The 16,476-nt window shown below is 49.5% G+C and carries 16 protein-coding genes; 7 read left to right on the top strand and 9 right to left on the bottom strand.

Going from position 1 to position 16,476, the window contains the following annotated elements:
* Positions 1-23: 23 nt before the first annotated feature.
* From D515_RS04925 to D515_RS04910, 4 genes are read right to left on the bottom strand one after another with little or no spacing between them, the layout of a single operon-like run.
* Positions 24-977, bottom strand: a complete 954-nt coding sequence (locus D515_RS04925; protein WP_002536589.1) for a sugar kinase — start codon at positions 975-977, stop codon at positions 24-26.
* A 20-nt stretch (positions 978-997) separates the two neighbouring features.
* On the bottom strand, positions 998-1,390 hold the full coding sequence (locus D515_RS04920) for a RidA family protein (RefSeq protein ID WP_002536588.1): 393 nt from the start codon (positions 1,388-1,390) through the stop codon (positions 998-1,000).
* Positions 1,387-2,862 carry an N-acyl-D-amino-acid deacylase family protein gene (locus D515_RS04915; protein ID WP_002536587.1) on the bottom strand — a complete coding sequence of 492 codons (1,476 nt, stop codon included), beginning with the start codon at positions 2,860-2,862 and terminating at the stop codon, positions 1,387-1,389. Before D515_RS04915 ends, D515_RS04920 begins: the two co-directional genes overlap by 4 nt.
* A 20-nt stretch (positions 2,863-2,882) precedes the next feature.
* The gene (locus tag D515_RS04910) at positions 2,883-3,746 is read right to left on the bottom strand and encodes a MurR/RpiR family transcriptional regulator (protein ID WP_002536585.1); all 864 of its coding nucleotides are present in this window, start codon (positions 3,744-3,746) and stop codon (positions 2,883-2,885) included.
* A gap of 165 nt (positions 3,747-3,911) precedes the next feature.
* Here D515_RS04910 and D515_RS04905 point away from each other — a divergent pair, with 165 nt between their 5' ends.
* The 6 genes from D515_RS04905 to D515_RS04880 all read left to right on the top strand — a co-directional run bounded on the left by D515_RS04905 (position 3,912) and on the right by D515_RS04880 (position 10,626).
* A complete protein-coding gene (locus tag D515_RS04905; protein WP_002536584.1) occupies positions 3,912-5,189 on the top strand; it encodes an amino acid deaminase in 1,278 nt (425 codons plus the stop codon).
* A gap of 456 nt (positions 5,190-5,645) precedes the next feature.
* A complete protein-coding gene (locus tag D515_RS04900) occupies positions 5,646-6,188 on the top strand; it encodes a TRAP transporter small permease (protein ID WP_002536582.1) in 543 nt (180 codons plus the stop codon).
* Positions 6,188-7,462 carry a TRAP transporter large permease gene (locus D515_RS04895; RefSeq protein ID WP_002536581.1) on the top strand — a complete coding sequence of 425 codons (1,275 nt, stop codon included), beginning with the start codon at positions 6,188-6,190 and terminating at the stop codon, positions 7,460-7,462. The genes D515_RS04900 and D515_RS04895 overlap by 1 nt, the downstream gene beginning before the upstream one ends.
* 71 nt (positions 7,463-7,533) lie before the next feature.
* Positions 7,534-8,586, top strand: coding sequence for a TRAP transporter substrate-binding protein (locus D515_RS04890; protein WP_002536580.1), 1,053 nt, complete (start codon positions 7,534-7,536; stop codon positions 8,584-8,586).
* A 150-nt stretch (positions 8,587-8,736) separates the two neighbouring features.
* Positions 8,737-9,975 (top strand): DEAD/DEAH box helicase, encoded by a 1,239-nt coding sequence (locus D515_RS04885; protein WP_002536579.1) that lies wholly within the window; start codon positions 8,737-8,739, stop codon positions 9,973-9,975.
* 195 nt (positions 9,976-10,170) lie between these two features.
* Positions 10,171-10,626: a GNAT family N-acetyltransferase gene (locus D515_RS04880; protein ID WP_039849623.1), complete on the top strand. Its 456-nt coding sequence runs from the start codon at positions 10,171-10,173 to the stop codon at positions 10,624-10,626.
* A gap of 48 nt (positions 10,627-10,674) precedes the next feature.
* Here the strand turns inward: D515_RS04880 and D515_RS04875 are convergent, their stop codons facing one another.
* The 5 genes from D515_RS04875 to D515_RS04855 all read right to left on the bottom strand — a co-directional run bounded on the left by D515_RS04875 (position 10,675) and on the right by D515_RS04855 (position 15,170).
* Positions 10,675-11,157 carry a YehS family protein gene (locus tag D515_RS04875; protein ID WP_002536577.1) on the bottom strand — a complete coding sequence of 161 codons (483 nt, stop codon included), beginning with the start codon at positions 11,155-11,157 and terminating at the stop codon, positions 10,675-10,677.
* Between the two features lie 195 nt (positions 11,158-11,352).
* A complete protein-coding gene (locus D515_RS04870; protein WP_002536576.1) occupies positions 11,353-11,601 on the bottom strand; it encodes a DUF3297 family protein in 249 nt (82 codons plus the stop codon).
* Positions 11,602-11,730: 129 nt separating this feature from the next.
* On the bottom strand, positions 11,731-12,648 hold the full coding sequence (locus D515_RS04865; protein ID WP_002536574.1) for a cation efflux transmembrane domain-containing protein: 918 nt from the start codon (positions 12,646-12,648) through the stop codon (positions 11,731-11,733).
* 186 nt (positions 12,649-12,834) lie between these two features.
* Positions 12,835-13,254 (bottom strand): bifunctional diaminohydroxyphosphoribosylaminopyrimidine deaminase/5-amino-6-(5-phosphoribosylamino)uracil reductase RibD, encoded by a 420-nt coding sequence (locus tag D515_RS04860; RefSeq protein WP_002536573.1) that lies wholly within the window; start codon positions 13,252-13,254, stop codon positions 12,835-12,837.
* Positions 13,255-13,271: 17 nt separating this feature from the next.
* Positions 13,272-15,170, bottom strand: coding sequence for a sensor histidine kinase (locus D515_RS04855; RefSeq protein WP_002536572.1), 1,899 nt, complete (start codon positions 15,168-15,170; stop codon positions 13,272-13,274).
* Between the two features lie 90 nt (positions 15,171-15,260).
* Between D515_RS04855 and D515_RS04850 the strand changes: the two genes are divergently transcribed.
* Positions 15,261-16,433, top strand: coding sequence for a Mur ligase family protein (locus D515_RS04850; RefSeq protein ID WP_002536570.1), 1,173 nt, complete (start codon positions 15,261-15,263; stop codon positions 16,431-16,433).
* Positions 16,434-16,476 lie beyond the last annotated feature (43 nt).

Below are 16,476 nucleotides of genomic sequence, written 5' to 3'. Positions count from 1 at the left end.
GTGGGCTCCTGAAAATGTCCTGTTTATGTTGATTCGAATACTGATGTATCTGGCATGGCGGATTTTTCTATCACCGCACCGGGATACTGAATGACTGTAGCGGCTAATTTGTGTGCCAGCGCGACCCGTCTCGGGATTGGCCATTGCTTGATATATCCTGCCAGATAGCCAGCAGCAAATGAGTCTCCCGCCGCACAGGTATCAACCACACGCTCGACGCTTTCACCCGCAATGGAAAACTGCCGGGGTTCTGCGCTCTGCAAATCCGTCACGACTGAGCAGGGTTCAGCGCCACGCTTGATCACCACTTCCTGACAACCAAAAGCTTGGCAGCGGGTTGCTATGTCCTGATCCCCCCAAACCGCTTCATCATCATCTTGAGTGATCAGCGCCAGATCGGTTACACGCAAACACTCGCCATACCAGTCCTGAACGTCTCCACCCTGCCAAAGCCGGGGGCGATAGTTGTTATCAAACACTATGGTTGTACCCTGACGCCGGGCTTCGTGGATGAGTGACAGAAGTTTATTTCGACCCTCAATGGGTAGAATAGCAACGCTGATACCGCTGAAGTACAGCAGATCCAACCCTTCACCTTTGATGATTTTCTCAAGCGGAGAAATATCATCAAAATAGCGTTTAGCAGCACTGTCACTGCGCCAATAGTGAAACGTACGCTCACCCTGAGGGTCTGTTTCCACGAGATATAATCCCGGCATTTTTCCGGGTAGACGTGAAACCAGTCCGGTCGCGATCCCTTCACTCTGCCAGTTTTGCTGCATCTCATCGCTAATGGCGTCTTCACCAAGTGCAGTGGCGTAGCTGACTGTCACTTGATCCTTTGACAATAGGCGGCTTAGGTAGAGCGCAGTATTGAGGGTATCGCCGCCATAGGATCGCGAAAGAGGCTCTCCACTGAGCTCCACCATACATTCACCCACCAGTGCAACGTGATAACTTTGCTTATTCATTTCCATTGACTCGGCATGGTATCAGGTCAGGCGCGATCTGCTCGGTAGCAGGTCACATCGACTTCGACTTTCACATCCACCACCAGATCACACACCATACAGATACGTGCTGGAGGATGTTCACCAAAGAATTCTCTAAAGACTTTATTGAAAGACTGGAAATAGCGCGAGTCTGTCAGTACCACTTTCACGTGCACCACATCAGCCAGTGTGTAACCCGCCTCTTCCATGATGTCGACACAGTTCTGAATAGCCAAACGGGATTGGTCAACAATTCCGCCTTCCACCACTTCGCCATCTATCATCGGGGTTTGGCCGGACACATAAAGAAAACCACCCGCTTCAGTCGCGCGGGAGAAAGGCAGATGTTGCCCACCAGTACCCGTGCCGCCTTCTGCGCCATATCTTTTAATTGTCATGAATTCATCTCCATTATTTGGTTGTTAGCGGGTTCGGTAATTTTGCGCCGCAGAAAACGGCCATGTCGTCCCTGAACCCCTGTTGATAGTTGGTAACTGATTTTTCCGTTGACCCAGACAGTCTGAATGCCTTTTGCAACCTGCTTGGGTTGATGAAAATTGGCGGTATCAATAATTTCGTCCGGGTTGAATAACACCAAATCAGCAAAGTAACCCACTTTGATTTCGCCACGTTTGGTGAGATTGAAACGCTGCGCTGACAAGCCTGTCATTTTGTGAATGGCCGTCGAGAGCGGAAACAGTTTCCGCTCTCGGCAGTAATAGCCAAGAACTCTGGGAAACGCCCCCCACAATCGAGGGTGAGGGTGAGGATCATTTGGCAGCCCATCAGAACCAATCATGGTGAGAGGGTACTGAAGAACGCGTTCCACATCTTGAGCATCCATGTTGTGGTATACCGCGCCTGCAGGCTGAAGCTTCTTGGCAGTTTCCATCAGGCTGAGATTGAGATCATCAGCAATGTGGGAGAGCATCTGCCCTGCCAATTCAGGATGGGGATCAGACCAGGTGATAAAGATGGGATATTCATCAGTCACCTGCTTTAAATCAAGCGTGGAGGAGCTGGCCGTATAGGGATAACAGTCACAGCCGACATCCTGTGCTTGGCGAGCCTTATCCATTTTTTTCAGGACTTCAACGGTGCGTCCCCAGTTGCCTGCTCCTGCACATTTAAGATGAGAAATCACCACTGGGACTTTTGCTGCCATGCCAACACGAAAGGCCTCATCCATTGCATCCAAAATACCTTCAAACTCAGTGCGCAGGTGAGTCGTGTAGATAGCATTGAACCGCGAAAGCTCTTGCGTTAACGCCAGTACTTCGCTTTCTTCACAGCTCTTGGCACTGGCATAGGCAAGGCCAGTGCTTAGCCCCAGGGCTCCTTCCTCAAGCGCTTGCTCAAGCGCTTTTCTCATCGCCTCAATTTCCTCCGTTGTGGCGGTACGGTAAAGGTCATCCATCACGTTGTTCCGCAACGTGGTATGTCCCACCAACGCCGCCACGTTCACGGCAGGTTGAGCGTGATTAACAGCCTCGACATAGCTGGCAAACGTTGGATACTCGAAGTCTTTTTGTTCTCCGAGCAGATTCATCGGATCGGGTGGTGCCGCTTTCAGTACCGCCGGAGATGCACTGATCCCACAGTTGCCGACAATCGTTGTCGTCACACCCTGGGAGATCTTGGGGATACATTCAGGCATACGGATCACATTGGTGTCATCATGCGTATGCACATCAATAAAGCCGGGGCTGAGCACCAGTCCGCGAGCATTGACGATCACGTCTGCGTTGGAAGTATCAAGCTGGCCTATCGCCACAATTTCATCATCAATGATCGCCACGTCAGCCACATAAGGAGGCTGGTTCTGGCCATCAATGATCGTCGCACCCTTAATTACACTGTCGTATCTCATAGTGGTCTCAGTGTTTGGCCTTAGTCTCCCAAAGGTTGCCTGTCTCCGCCGCCCCGGTAAGAATCTAACGCCAGTTTTAGTCTTCTGAGCTTGTCACGCGAACGTCGTTTGTGAGTGACGGCCAACTGCATGGAAATCACGTCCACCAACGCCAGCATCGCGTAACGGGAAGCCGAAGGTTTATAAATAAAATCCGTTTCCTGAGTCGTAATCGGCAACACCAAGTCGCCTATCTCTGCCAGTGGTGAATCCGCCTGGGTGATAGCAATAACCTTGAGGTCGTATTTTTTAGCTAACTGCGCGGCATCCAGAATGCCGGGCGTATGCCCCGTCGTTGACATGATCACCATGACATCACTGCTGTCTGCTGTTGCCGCCACCATGCGCGTCAGCAATCCATCGTGATAGGCGGTAATGGCATAACCCAAACGAAACAGCCTGTGCTGCAGTTCCTGTGAAATCATGGTGGAGCCCCCACCCATGCCCACACTGATGATCTGTCTGGCTCCGTGCAGCCAGTTCACGGCTTTCTCTATGTCTTTTTCATCCAGCAGTTTGCGGTTAGCATCCATCGACTGTTTCACGGACTCATAAACCCCCTGAATCCCAGTCTGCTCCACCGGATCAATGATAAACCTTTGACCAACAGCGAGGGACTGAGCCAGCTTCATCTTCAAATCACGCACGTTTTTGCAGCCAACAGCCTTGGCAAAGCGAGTAATGGTGGCTTCACTGACCTGCGCTTCTTCTGCCAGTTCGGTGATGCTTGCGCTCGCCGCACCCGCCAGATTATCCATGACGCACTTAGCCACTTTCTTTTCAGCATCTCGCAAAGCGTCAAAGCGTTGTGATATCTGCGAAAGGATGTCTACTTCCATCGTCATTCCGATTACCTCGAGCAATATCCTAGCGATTGGCACGTGTCGATAAAGTGATTACACGCACAATAACATCGCATTTGTTTGATAGTTTCCAACATGGAGAAAATTATATATCATCCAAAACCCACGCACCACCATAGCTCAACGGCATGTTAAGAGGATGAGGTTATGTCGGAAAGAAAGAGTTTTTTTGATAGTTATTATCACACCTTGGACACGCTCTCTTTTGAAAAAGGGGCAAAAGGCGTTCCACTGAGGACTAAACCTGAAGGCAAATACTCCCTCTTTACCGACATTCCTTTACCCGCTGCTGTCGTTTCAGAAACAGCCATCACGCACAATGCCCATTGGATGCAGCGCTTTGCCAATCAAAGCGAGGTATTGCTCGCCCCGCACGGTAAAACCACCATGTCTCCCCAACTGTTTAAGGCCCAAATAGAACAGGGGGCATGGGGGCTGACACTCGCCACCCCCGCTCAGGCACAAGTGGCTGCGGAAGCGGGAGCTAAACGAATTATTCTGGCTAATCAAATCGTTGGATTAGCAAACATCAATGCCGTGTTGGATATCATCGAACACTATCGCATTGAGGTATATCCGTGTATCGACAGCCAATATCTGGCAGAACAGTGGCAGTCGGCTGCGAATGCCAGAAATCTGCAGGTCACAATGTTGGTGGAATTAGGTGTACCAGGCGGCCGTTGTGGATGCCGCACCCACGAGCAGGTAAAAGCGTTGGCAGAATACATCGCCCACTCTTCCCATCTTCAGTTTGCGGGTATTGAGTTTTATGAAGGTGTGATTCATGCAGAACATGAAAGCGATGATGTAGAACCTGCAGTCAGGGAGTTTATATCTGGGGCAGTGACACTAGCAGAATCCCTCATTACCCTTTCTGCGCTTGATAAGCCTATTGTGACCGGTGCAGGGTCGGCGTGGTATGACGTGGTAGCAGAAGCGTTTACCGGGAAGACAAGGCTGACGACCATTATTCGTCCTGGCTGTTATCTCATCCATGATGATGGGATCTATCTGGAGGCCCAAAACGCCGTCATGGAAAGGGCTCAACGGGACGGAAGCACAGCCTGTCGTTTGGATGGGGATTTGGTTTCCGCCCTGACCCTGTATGCCCACGTCATTTCAGTGCCAGAGAAAGATAAAGCTATTATCGGGTTAGGTAAGCGCGACGTTGCGTTTGATGCCGGTCTACCTAAAGCAATAAGACTTTATCGGGATGGTCAACCACTGCCTCTCCCTGAGCTCACATCGACAGATATTATGGATCAACACCTCTTCCTCGAAGTCATGCAGGAAGACACGCTACAAGTTGGGGATATATTGGTATTTTCGACCTCCCACCCTTGCCTCACCTTCGACAAATGGCGATATATCGGTGTGGAAACGGAGCCTGACACGATAACTAAGTGGATAACCACTTACTTCTGATATATCGATAACTTACCCATTCGCCAGCTAACAACGGGCTCTGCATATTACCCAGAGTCCGATTGGACAAAGCCAGATAGCATCTGACTGTTCATCTCTCCCCATCAATTATCGGCTGACCAAAAGAACAACGAATATCACATTTTCGCAGGAAATTCCCCTGAATTTGGCCATGTTATTTTTCGACGCCGGCAGCGCTTTCTTCCCTTTCATCGCTTTAAATTCCATCACTTCGACGATGTTACTTTTTCAGGTCACAAGCAGGCGAAAAAGCCATGAAACAACATAAAACCCAATAAAAACAGATAACTAACATCAACCCTTCGCTCTTTGTGTTAGAAACTATCACACATTGATGTTTTTGCGATATACATCACGGCTAAAAGCATATTCCAGCATTAATGTTTTGTTCACTTAGCAACCAAAAGTGCCTTCTTTCATGAATAGGGACGCATCATGAAAACCCCTGAATCACTACTTCGAACTATCACAGCCATCAAAGGCCGCTTATATAAAATCAACCAATTTGTCGTCGCTATTCTCATGATCATACTGATTCTGGATGTCTGGCTCGGTGTGTTGGATCGTTACTGGTTGAAACTCCAGCTTGGGTGGGTGGAAGAGCTAGCGCGTTACATTATGATTTGGGCCATTTTGATGGCAGTCCCCTGTTGCACTGCCAACCGCGAACACATGGGGCTGACTTTTATTGCCGACCGACTTCCTGACAGGTTGAATCTTATCCTTCAGGTCGTCTTAAGTGCGCTAACCGCCTCCTTTTTTGCTTATATCTCCTATCTCGGTATTACCTTTGCGGAAAAAGGCGCGAGCCAGCTTTCAACGGTATTCGGTATGCCCATGGCCTATGCGTATGCCGCTGTCCCCGTCACATTTGGGCTTGCTGCACTTCAAGCACTTCTGGTGTTTTTAGAAGACCTCTTCGCAGCCTTATCAGCCGAATACCAAACTCCTTCTCTACCGCAGCAAGAGGATATCTGATGGTCGCTTCACTGTTTTTTTTCCTGATGTTTCTGGGCGCGCCGATTGCCATCGCTCTGGGCGTTGCAGGCCTTGTGGGTATGTATGAGATTGGTGGTTCACATTTCACCTCACTGGCTCCCAGCAAGATTTTCAACGGATTAAATATTTTCCCTTTTCTCGCCATGCCATTTTTTATTCTGGCGGGAGAGATCATGAACCACACCGGCATCACCAGCCGTCTGGTGTTTTTGGCGCAGGCATTGGTGGGACATTTTAGGGGTGGGCTGGCACATTCAAACATGTTGGCCTCAGTCTTTTTCTCAGGGATAACAGGCTCAGCCACAGCAGACGCTGCTGCTTTTGGACGCACACTGGTTCCGGCGATGGAAAAGGAAGGCTATACCAAAGATTACGCCTGTGCCGTTACTGCAGCGGGCTCCATTATTGGTCCCACCATTCCACCGTCTGGCATTATGGTCGTCTATGGCTCACTGATGGGTGTGTCGATCGGTGGCCTGTTTGCAACCGGCATCCTGCCCGGGCTCTTGGTATGTTTCGTCTGTATGGCGATCATTGCTTCCATGGGTAAGCGCAAAGGCTTACCGAAAAATCAGCAACGCGCCTCTTTGAGGCAGGTACTGGTGCTGTTTCGTCAATCCGCCCTCGCTTTGTTGATGCCTGTGATTATTCTGGGTGGCATTGTTTTCGGAATCGTGACCCCAACAGAAGCCGCCTCTATCGCCGTGGCTTATGCGCTCATCATCGGCACCTTTGTCTATCGCAACCTCTCCTTGAATGCCTTCTATCACATGATAGTGCGAACTGCCCAAATCTCTGGGGTGATTTACCTCATTATTGGTTCGGCTTCCATTTTGGGGTGGTGGCTGAGCTTCAACCAAATTCCACAGATGATTGCAGATTTCTTCATCTCTCTCTCTGACAATCCAAATGTCATCCTGGCGCTGATCATCCTGTTGCTGCTAACCGTCGGCATGCTGATGGATATCAATGTCATGCTGGTTATCCTTGCGCCAATTCTGGTTCCATTAACGATGGAAATTGGTCTGGATCCACTTCACGCGGGCATCATCTTTGTCCTCGTACTTAATGTCTCTTTAATGACCCCACCGATAGGTGCCTGTCTGTTTGTCCTGTCCTCAGTGACAGGGGCAAAGATTGAAGGGATTTCCAAAGAGTTAATGCCGTTTCTCATCGGCCAACTGCTCTTACTGTTCTTTATCGCTTATTCACCCGACGTGGTGCTGTACATACCCAGATTGCTTGGCTACTAGCCCTCGCAACCATTCAATGGGTTTTCGTTTCTACGAATGCTCATGGAAGCAAACATAACAATGGAGTGATTATGAAACACATCAACAAATCTCTTGTCGCCGCAGCACTTGCTGCCAGCCTTCTGTCCGCACCGTTTGCCATGGCAGAAAAGGTGCTCCGTATCGGGCATGACAATAAAGCGGACATCATGGAAAACCCGGCACACGCATTCACTGGCGTATTCAAAAACATTGTTGAAACTGCCACCAATGGTGAAATCAAAGTGCAGGTTTTCCCTAGTAACCAGCTAGGTTCTGCAAAAGAGCACATCCAGATGGTGCGTGATGGTCAATTGCAGGGCACGTTAGCGCCTGTCGGGCCTCTCGCTGGTTACTACCCACGTATCGGTGTACTTGACGTACCTTTTGCATTCTCAAGCAACGCAGCCACCTATGAAGTGTTTGACGGCAAGTTCGGCCAAACACTGGCGAGAGATATTGAAGGTGAGCTGAAAGACGTCAAAGTACTAGGCTTCCCTGATACCGGCGGCTTCTTTTCCGTCACCAACTCCAAGCGCCCTCTTGAGTCACTGGAGGATTTTAAAGGGTTACGTATCCGTACTATGACCTTGCCGACCCACCAGAAGATCATCCAGTCTTTGGGTGCAGAAGCTTACCCATTGGCTTGGGGTGAAGTTTACTCCTCACTGCAAACCGGCGTGATTGATGGTCAAATGAATCCAATCCCGACAGTGTCATTTGCCAAATTCAATGAAGTGCAGGGTTACCTGACGCTCACCAATCACCTGTTTGCCCCATACACCTTTATGATCAACAAAGATTTCTATGACGGACTCACACCGGAGCAACAGGCCATTGTGTCTGATGCGGTAGAAATTGCCCTGAGCTCAAACCGGGGACTGGCGAGACTGATTGAAGCCTCCAATGACCGTGGTCTGGATGGCCTGAAAGCGAAAATGAAAGTGAATGCCTTGAGTGATGATCAACGTCAGGCTATGCGCAATGCGACCCAGCCAGGCGTGATTGAATACATTAAAGAAACCCATGGCGATAAAGGCACTGAACTCCTAGAACTGTTCCTCGCCGAAGTTGATAAAGCCAACCAGAGCGTCTATCTGCAATAGCATGACCACAAAGCAGGCATACTCACTTCTTCCGATGCCTGCTTTTCTCTTTTCCCACTGTCTGTGCAAAAAAATCAAACCGCTTTTCGTACAATTTTCATAGACTGGCTGGTAGACTTCGCCACCTTTTCCATCACATTGTGACTGCCCATGACTTTTTCATCGTTGAACCTCTCTCCTGCTTTGCTGGCTGCACTGCCTGAAGCGCTCTCGTCCCCAACCCTGATTCAGGAAAAAGCCATTCCAGTCGCACTGAAAGGCAGCGATGTGATTGCACTCGCGCAAACAGGTAGCGGCAAGACGCTGGCATTCAGTCTGCCAATGCTTGATCGCACCAATCCAAGCCAGAAAGACATTCAGGCTTTAGTGCTGGTTCCAACACGCGAACTGGCCGCTCAGGTCATCAAAGCGATTGATGAAATAGCCACACCCATGGGCATCAAGACCGAGATGCTGTGTGGCGGCGTCGCGCCTGAAAACCAGCTCAAAGAGCTGGCGGACAAACCACAACTTATCGTGGCAACGCCAGGTCGCCTGCTTGATTTCATCGACAAAGAAGAAGTCTCGCTCCACGCCTTGAAGCTCTGGGCGCTTGATGAAGCAGACCGTCTGTTGGAAATGGGTTTCTGGCCTGACGTTCAGCGCCTGATTTCTGCGCTGCCAGCGAAGCGACAAACTCTCCTGTTTTCAGCCACTATGCCGCAAGCACTGGAGTCTGCCGCCGCGTCTATGCTCTTTAAGCCTGTGCGAATAGAAGCACACCAGAAAAACAGTGTGGTGGAAGAGATTGAAGAACGCCTTTATCTCGTCAACAAAGGCAGTAAAGCGCAGGCGTTGATTTCGCTGATCAAACAACATGGCTGGAAGCAGGTATTGGTGTTTGTCGGTGAACGCGGTAATGCCGATGCTCTGGCGAAGAAACTCACCAAAGCTGGAATGTCAGTGGCGGCGCTTCATGGCGATAAAGATCAAACGGCACGCGAACAAACTCTGGCCGCTTTTAAAGCCAAGAAAGTGAACGTTCTGGTTTCTACTGACCTGCTTTCCCGCGGCATTCACATCGACGCGCTGCCTGTGGTGATCAATGCTGATTTACCACCGAACGCGCCTGTCTATGTTCACCGCGTTGGCCGTACCGCCCGTGCTGGCGAAAATGGTCTGGCGCTCTCTTTGGTTTGCCATGGCGAAACTGATGCCCTGAACGCTATTCGCAAATTAACAGGAAGACCATTGGAACTGCTTTCGCTTGAAGGATTCCCAGTGACTGACCAACCTGCAACAGAAGGCATCAACAGCGAGCGCAAACGTCCGCCTCGCGACAAGAAAGCCAACCGTCGCAGCAACAGCAAGCGCTCCATCAAACAATTCAAACCGAAAACGCGGAGCTAGATTTGCTTCCACGTCTATCCCCAAGCAGATAGTACGGTCTTAAACAGAAAGCACTCACTTAGTCGCATTTTGGCACGCCATCTCACAGAGCACCGATAAAACGGTGCTATAAAGCCTCTTCCTTCCATGCTGGCAAGACTACAAAAACTGTTTTTGTGCGGCACCTCGGCATTAATTGGAAACTTGATAAAACACATGATAGTTCGGGAATATTCGGAAAACGATTGGTCTCGCCTTTGCGAGATTCATGACTTGGCTCGCCTGGATGAGCTTCGAGGGGCATCACTTGAAGATGCTTTCATACCACTGGAAATCGCTGCAAAAAACGAAGACCTCTTTGATTATCGCCTACTGGTTGCAGAGGATAATGATCAGGTTGTCGGGTTTATCGCACATGATGATGAAGAGATCGCGTGGTTGTACGTTGATCCCACAGCTTATCGTCGTGGTGTCGGCAAAGCATTGGTCAATGCCGTGATTGGCTCACCTGCACGTACTTTCTCAATTGAAGTGTTAAAAGGGAATATTACTGCGCTAAATTTCTATCAATCTGTTGGGTTTATTGAAACAGGTATCGCCAGCGGCCGCATGCCAGGTAATGAAAAGTTCCATGTCACTGTCCATACATTGGATAACGCGAAATCTACCTAACGTGCCAAAAACAAAGCCCGGATAACCGGGCTTTGTTTGGATTAGCAATCAGTCTTGGTATTCAGTCTGATCTTCAGGGCGTAGTTTTAGCTGCACACCCATCAGGAAATTACGCAGGATCTGGTCTTTACACTGACGGTAGTGTTTATTGTCAGGCTTGCGGAAAAAAGCACTCAGTTCATGCTTGCTCAAGCGGAAGTTCGCCAGTTCCAGGATCTCCAGAATATCTTCCGCTTTCAGGTTCAGCGCAATACGCAGCTTCTGAAACACCATGTTGTTGCTCAGATGGGCATCAGGCTGAGGTTGTTCACCGTCGCGCTTACCGCGTTTCAAGTTGATCAAACCGTTCAGAAAAGAAGAAAGCTCGATGCTGTTCATTTGCACGAACGCTTCGTCTTCATCTCTTTTCATCCAAGCCGCCACTTGTTCAAGCGTCACGGTTACATCAGCCAGCGCGAAAATTTCCACAACTTCTTTGTCTTTAAAGTCGAAGGTATAGCGAATGCGGCGCAAGATATCATTATTGGTCAAAGCAGATCCTAGTCTTAGGTGGTCCGGCATAATCAACACGATTTACCGGAGAGGCGGGGGAGTCTATCAGAGTTCCAGGCTTGCACCTAAGGGAATCATCCCGCGTACAAACCCTGTTTTACAGGCAAAAAAAGAGAGCCCAAGTGACCTTGGACTCTCGTTCTTTTGAATCAGTGTCTTGCGACGTTTGATAGCTTAGATGTAGTAAGCTTCAACCGTGCCTTTCAGCGTGATCAGCAGTGGCTGGCCACGACGATCCAGTGCTTTAGGTGAAGGAATTTTGATCCAACCTTCGCTGATGCAGTACTCCTCAACATCAGTACGCTCTTTACCGTTGAAGCGAATGCCGATGTCGTGCTGGAAGCATTCTTCCACAAAGTGTGGGCTACGTGGGTTACCAGAAAGGTGGTCTGGCAGCGCTGGCTTTGAAGTTGTGTCGTTCATTATATTGACCTGATGTCATTTGAAAGTGCGCCATTGTAGAACATAGATGGGTTCTAGCTCAATCGGCATCATTGCACTGATTTCATGTCGCCGAAAATGAATGGTTTGCATCGTGATGGCTGGATCTATTCAATCCAGCACCAACTCTAAGTCGACGAAACTACGTGTTTTACAGAGGCTATCGAGGATCTCTTTCCGTACTATCACCAAATCATCGCTTTTGTGTTTAAACACTTCCGCGGTGAAGCACACGATGATGAGGTAACTACTGCCGACCTTCATCGCCAGTAATTCTTTGCATTGAATGTCCCTTGCACTGAGCAGCTGACGAATGGTTGTGTCGATTTCACGCTGCTCGTCTTCATCTTTAAGGCTACCACCCATTAACTCATGAAACGCGCACCGGATTAGATCAGTAGGCTGTGGCATCATCGCTATCCCCAACAGCACCACGACAATGGCATCTCCAATGTAATGCAGAAAACCCCATGCCCCGTGAATATCCACGAAGATAATGGCAATCAGCGCAATACCAATTGCAGCAGAAAGCACGCCATCCACCAGCGAAGACTTTGCCTCTGCATCTAATAACATGCTGTTGTATTGCACTTTTTTGTTTTCATTACGGTAGTAAAACGCCAGTCCTAGACATATCGCCACCATAGCCAGGGTATAAATCATGATGGGCCCGATCACGAGCGGGGGTGTCGGCTCCCCTTCGATATAGCCAAAGATTTTGCCAATATTGGTCGTGATAGAAGAGAGCAACACACCAAGGATCATGATGCCTTTGAACAGTGTATACATGGACTCGCCAGCAAACTTTCCAAAAGGAAAATCGTCCGTCACCAGCGCTTTAACGCGGGTCAGGCGAAGTGCAACTATTGACGAAAGAAAAAGAATAAAGGAAAGGTTACCGTCCAGCAGCAACGCTTCAGAGCCTGAGAGGTAATAGGTCACCCACCCTGAAAATGCCATCACCAAATTAGCCACAATACTGACTTTCAGCGCCCTTTCTTCGGTGACAATCAACGCAGTGTCTTTCATAAGTGCCCGCCCTATCGACTCACTTCTTTGCATCCTTCATCAGTTGTAGTTGCCGAGGGTGGGATTTTCCGTCTGGTAAGTGAGCCAGAAGACAGGTTTGTTCTTGCGATGAATCTTTGGGTAGTTTTGATGCGGGGTTAACGGCTTTGACAATGAGAGATGTTGATTAAGTCTCCACCAAAACTCTTACCAAGAAAGCCCAAGATAAGGAGTCAGGAAGGTTTCAACCTCATCCCGTGCGAGACCAACCTCAACATGCACGCCACCCTGCTGCAACATCGCAATACCCGCGCCATTGTTTCGCCGATCTGGGTCGAGTAGCGAAACGACCACTTTGCCTATCCCTGAATTCAACAAGGTTTCGGCACACGCTGGCGTTCTGCCAATAAACGAGCAGGGTTCAAGTGTGACGTATGCTGTTACCGTTTTAATATCGATATTTGAACTGAGCTTCCCGAGTGCTTCCACTTCCGCATGATGGCCGCCAATAGGTTGTGTAAACCCTTCCGCAACAATATCGCCATTGGCGACAAGGACGCAGCCCACAGGAGGGTTGGGTTGGCAATAAGGCAGTGCATTTTTTGACACATCGAGCGCTCTAAGCATGAATCGCTTTTCGTCTATCACGTCCTGTTTCCTGCTTCTTTTCCCGTTGGAATGATCATCTCCGTCGACGCGCCTGACGTTCCTCGTTGAAAATGACACTGCCCCCCCAATCTCTTTACGCGTGATTGAATAGACGCCAGTCCATACCCGTGATCACTGTCATCTTGTTCTTCACTGCATTTTCCGTCGTCTGTAATCTGAATATGTAGTGAATTTGATTCCATTTGGCAACAGAACATCACTCTGGTCGCGTCCTTTGCATGTTTGATCGTGTTGGTTATAAGCTCCTGAAAAACACGCAGTAAGTCCAGCTTTTGTTGGGCGCTCAAGTGCATTTCTTCGTCACAGATATCAAGGCTCCACGCTAAGTCGATACCAGAGGCCTCCAAGACGGGCTCGATGCGTGAGCGCCACTGACCAAGGAGCACGGTAAACTGGGTTTCAAACAACGGGTTCCGGCTATCAAGAATCAGTCTGAGATCATTGAGACATTGCTGCGCTTTGAGTTGGAGATCTTCCCGGCCAACGCTCTTCACTCTTAGCAAGGTGATCAGCTCTACCAACTGGCTACCCAATCCATCGTGCATGTCAGATAACAGGTTTTGCCGTTCCGTCAGCAAAGCACGTTGCTTCTCACTTTCGTGGGCTATCGACTGCTCTTGCTCAAAACGTTTTATTGCTTCAACGACTTTGTCTTCCAACGTTTTCTGCAGCTCTTCACTCTTGTTTAGGGCGCTCACATAGCGGTACATCAGCAAGCCACAAAGTGTCAGAAAGATCAGTAAGTTTGCATGTATACTCAGCGGAAAATACATATCCAGAAGCTGCATGCCATCCAGTGAATCCAACACCCCAGCATAAACACCCACCAGACCGGATATCGCCAAGATAAGCGCACTGAGGCTGTGTCGTAAGTATGCCTGCCACAGCAGTATGTACCCGATATAAACCGCGCTCAGCGCCACGAATCCCCGCAGGAAGCTCTCGTTAAATCGCCACCATATATATTGAGGATCCCATTCATACAACGCAAAGGAGGCAACCACCAGCAAGAGGGAAACACACCAAAATACATACTCAAGCTTTCTCGCCTGAATGCCATACCAGCGGTGAAGAAACAGCACCATAAACAGGGTGAGCAAAGGTTGAAATGAAACAGACAACATCCAATAAATGTGCTGGGAAATCGGTAAGTTGGAAATCGTGAACGTCATATTGGTCATGGCCCAGCAGACCGTACCCAGCGCGAAGTAGAGGTATTCGCTGTTCTGACGGCGAAACCACCAAAGCATCAGGTAAAACAACGTGATGACCGGCGTGAGCCAAAGCATCACCTTATGAACGCCTATCTGGGACCAGTACTGACGATGATAAACAGGTTTCACCTCTTCAGGCGTACCCACATAGATTTGAGGAAGCCGCAACCCTCCACTGGAACCAATATCGACCGAGACAGATAAGTTCTCTCCGTTAAATAATCGATTTGGGAACTCATGATAAACAGGCTGATAGCGAAAACGCGGCATCATATGCTCGCGGGAGTAGGCCACAGGCGCTGTCTGCCAAATTAACTCCCCTCCGGTTCGCATTACCAAGGTATCTCTGAATGGCGGCAACAAAATCGCCGTGGTATCTCCACCCGCTTTTGGCAGTACCAAACTGTATTGCCCATAGGAAAAACCGCTACCAAGGGTGTAGTTATGCGGCAGGGAAACCTCCCGGTATGTGGGCTTACCGTCTTGCTGAATCACCTGAGTCGCCACATCAACAACGGGCAAGTTGATATGGTTAGTCACCTCAAGTCCCTTCACCATTATCAGCAGCATGATTGCAGGCAGCACGAGTACCAACACAAAGCGAAATACTGCATTGGTTAGCGCCTTTCCAGAGTGCATCGCAGACATTCTTTGGTGCATTAGATCCTTAATACCCCCTAGAACTTGGGATGGTGATTATTCCTGTCAGATTTAGGCTGTTTGGTAACCACTTCGCCCAAGGAGTTATCCATGAAATTCGCAGCCGTTACCGGAACAAACGGGAAAACCACCAGCATTGAGTTAACCCGCCAACTACTGAACCATATCGGCGTGTCCGCAATGACATGGGGCACGTTGGGGCTTCGCCACCAAGACATCACCGAATCCCTGCCCTGGTATTGCAACACCCCTGAGCGAATCCATGACCACGTGAAGGAGGTGATGGTGCAGTGGCAAATCGACGTCTGCTTGATGGAATGCTTCAGCAGGTTACTGATTTTAGGACAGTACCAAAGATTCCAATTTGACTGTGGGGCTTTTACTAACCTGTCTCACGATCATCGCGATTACCATAAAACCGAGACAGACTACCTCAACGCTAAACTCAAACTCACCGCTCATTGCAAACCGGGCGCAAGCATCTGGCTCCGCCATGAAGAGCCACACCGCGAAGCATGGTTTGATGCATGCATTCAGCACGGTTGCCTACCAAAAACCTTCAGCAGCCAAACGCGGGAAAGCGGGTGGTATGGCGTGCTCAACCATCACCAACTGACGTTGTGTTTGGCCGGTGAACACTGGCAAGGCCGCGCACCGTTCTTGGGGCAGCACAATGTCTTCAACTTGCTGACTGCCTTGGGCCTGATCGACAGCCTTTGTGGTTATCATGCCATGAAAAAAGCCCTTGCATTTATCCCCTCTCTCACTCTGCCACCGGGTAGGTTGCAAGCCATTCCAGTCAAAGATAAACGGCGGGTTTTTGTCGATTTTGCCCACAACCCTGATGGCCTGGGTCAAACGCTTTCAGCGTTAAGAGAACACTATCAGAAGCCCTTAACCGTCGTGTTTGGGTGTGGGGGCGATCGGGACAAAACCAAACGCACGCCTATGGCAAAAGAGGTGGGGAAATATGCCCAACGCATTTTTATCACTGGTGACAACTCACGGACTGAGCCGATTGAGCATATCGTTTCCCCCTTGCGCCAGACCTTGCCTCATGCGCGTTTTGTGAAAAACCGGGTCGAAGCCATTTATCAGGCACTCTCTGGCCAAACTGATGAGGACATTCTTGTCGTCGCGGGGCGAGGACATGAAACCTACCTTCCCGGCGCTTCACCTTTGCTACCTCCCTCTTTCTTCAATCAGCCGTTGTGCGATGCCGACGTCATCAAGATTTGCCTGAAGCAAATACAACAGCGCTGAACCTCACTCCAAAAGCCTGTTATCACGACATCTTTCTCTCAAC

This window comes from Grimontia indica, from assembly GCF_000333895.2.
Taxonomy (GTDB): Bacteria; Pseudomonadota; Gammaproteobacteria; order Enterobacterales; family Vibrionaceae; genus Enterovibrio; species Enterovibrio indicus.
The sequence above is the reverse complement of the archived record's forward strand: the minus strand, read 5'-3'. Positions and strand labels throughout refer to the sequence as shown.

What these genes read in the sequence shown, in the direction of transcription:
- D515_RS04925 (WP_002536589.1), bottom strand. Translation starts at nt 977, where the DNA reads ATGGAAATGAATAAGCAAAGTTATCACGTTGCACTGGTGGGTGAATGT.
- D515_RS04920 (WP_002536588.1), bottom strand. Translation starts at nt 1,390, where the DNA reads ATGACAATTAAAAGATATGGCGCAGAAGGCGGCACGGGTACTGGTGGG.
- D515_RS04915 (WP_002536587.1), bottom strand. Translation starts at nt 2,862, where the DNA reads ATGAGATACGACAGTGTAATTAAGGGTGCGACGATCATTGATGGCCAG.
- D515_RS04910 (WP_002536585.1), bottom strand. Translation starts at nt 3,746, where the DNA reads ATGACGATGGAAGTAGACATCCTTTCGCAGATATCACAACGCTTTGAC.
- D515_RS04905 (WP_002536584.1), top strand. Translation starts at nt 3,912, where the DNA reads ATGTCGGAAAGAAAGAGTTTTTTTGATAGTTATTATCACACCTTGGAC.
- D515_RS04900 (WP_002536582.1), top strand. Translation starts at nt 5,646, where the DNA reads ATGAAAACCCCTGAATCACTACTTCGAACTATCACAGCCATCAAAGGC.
- D515_RS04895 (WP_002536581.1), top strand. Translation starts at nt 6,188, where the DNA reads ATGGTCGCTTCACTGTTTTTTTTCCTGATGTTTCTGGGCGCGCCGATT.
- D515_RS04890 (WP_002536580.1), top strand. Translation starts at nt 7,534, where the DNA reads ATGAAACACATCAACAAATCTCTTGTCGCCGCAGCACTTGCTGCCAGC.
- D515_RS04885 (WP_002536579.1), top strand. Translation starts at nt 8,737, where the DNA reads ATGACTTTTTCATCGTTGAACCTCTCTCCTGCTTTGCTGGCTGCACTG.
- D515_RS04880 (WP_039849623.1), top strand. Translation starts at nt 10,171, where the DNA reads ATGATAGTTCGGGAATATTCGGAAAACGATTGGTCTCGCCTTTGCGAG.
- D515_RS04870 (WP_002536576.1), bottom strand. Translation starts at nt 11,601, where the DNA reads ATGAACGACACAACTTCAAAGCCAGCGCTGCCAGACCACCTTTCTGGT.
- D515_RS04865 (WP_002536574.1), bottom strand. Translation starts at nt 12,648, where the DNA reads ATGAAAGACACTGCGTTGATTGTCACCGAAGAAAGGGCGCTGAAAGTC.
- D515_RS04860 (WP_002536573.1), bottom strand. Translation starts at nt 13,254, where the DNA reads ATGCTTAGAGCGCTCGATGTGTCAAAAAATGCACTGCCTTATTGCCAA.
- D515_RS04855 (WP_002536572.1), bottom strand. Translation starts at nt 15,170, where the DNA reads ATGCACCAAAGAATGTCTGCGATGCACTCTGGAAAGGCGCTAACCAAT.
- D515_RS04850 (WP_002536570.1), top strand. Translation starts at nt 15,261, where the DNA reads ATGAAATTCGCAGCCGTTACCGGAACAAACGGGAAAACCACCAGCATT.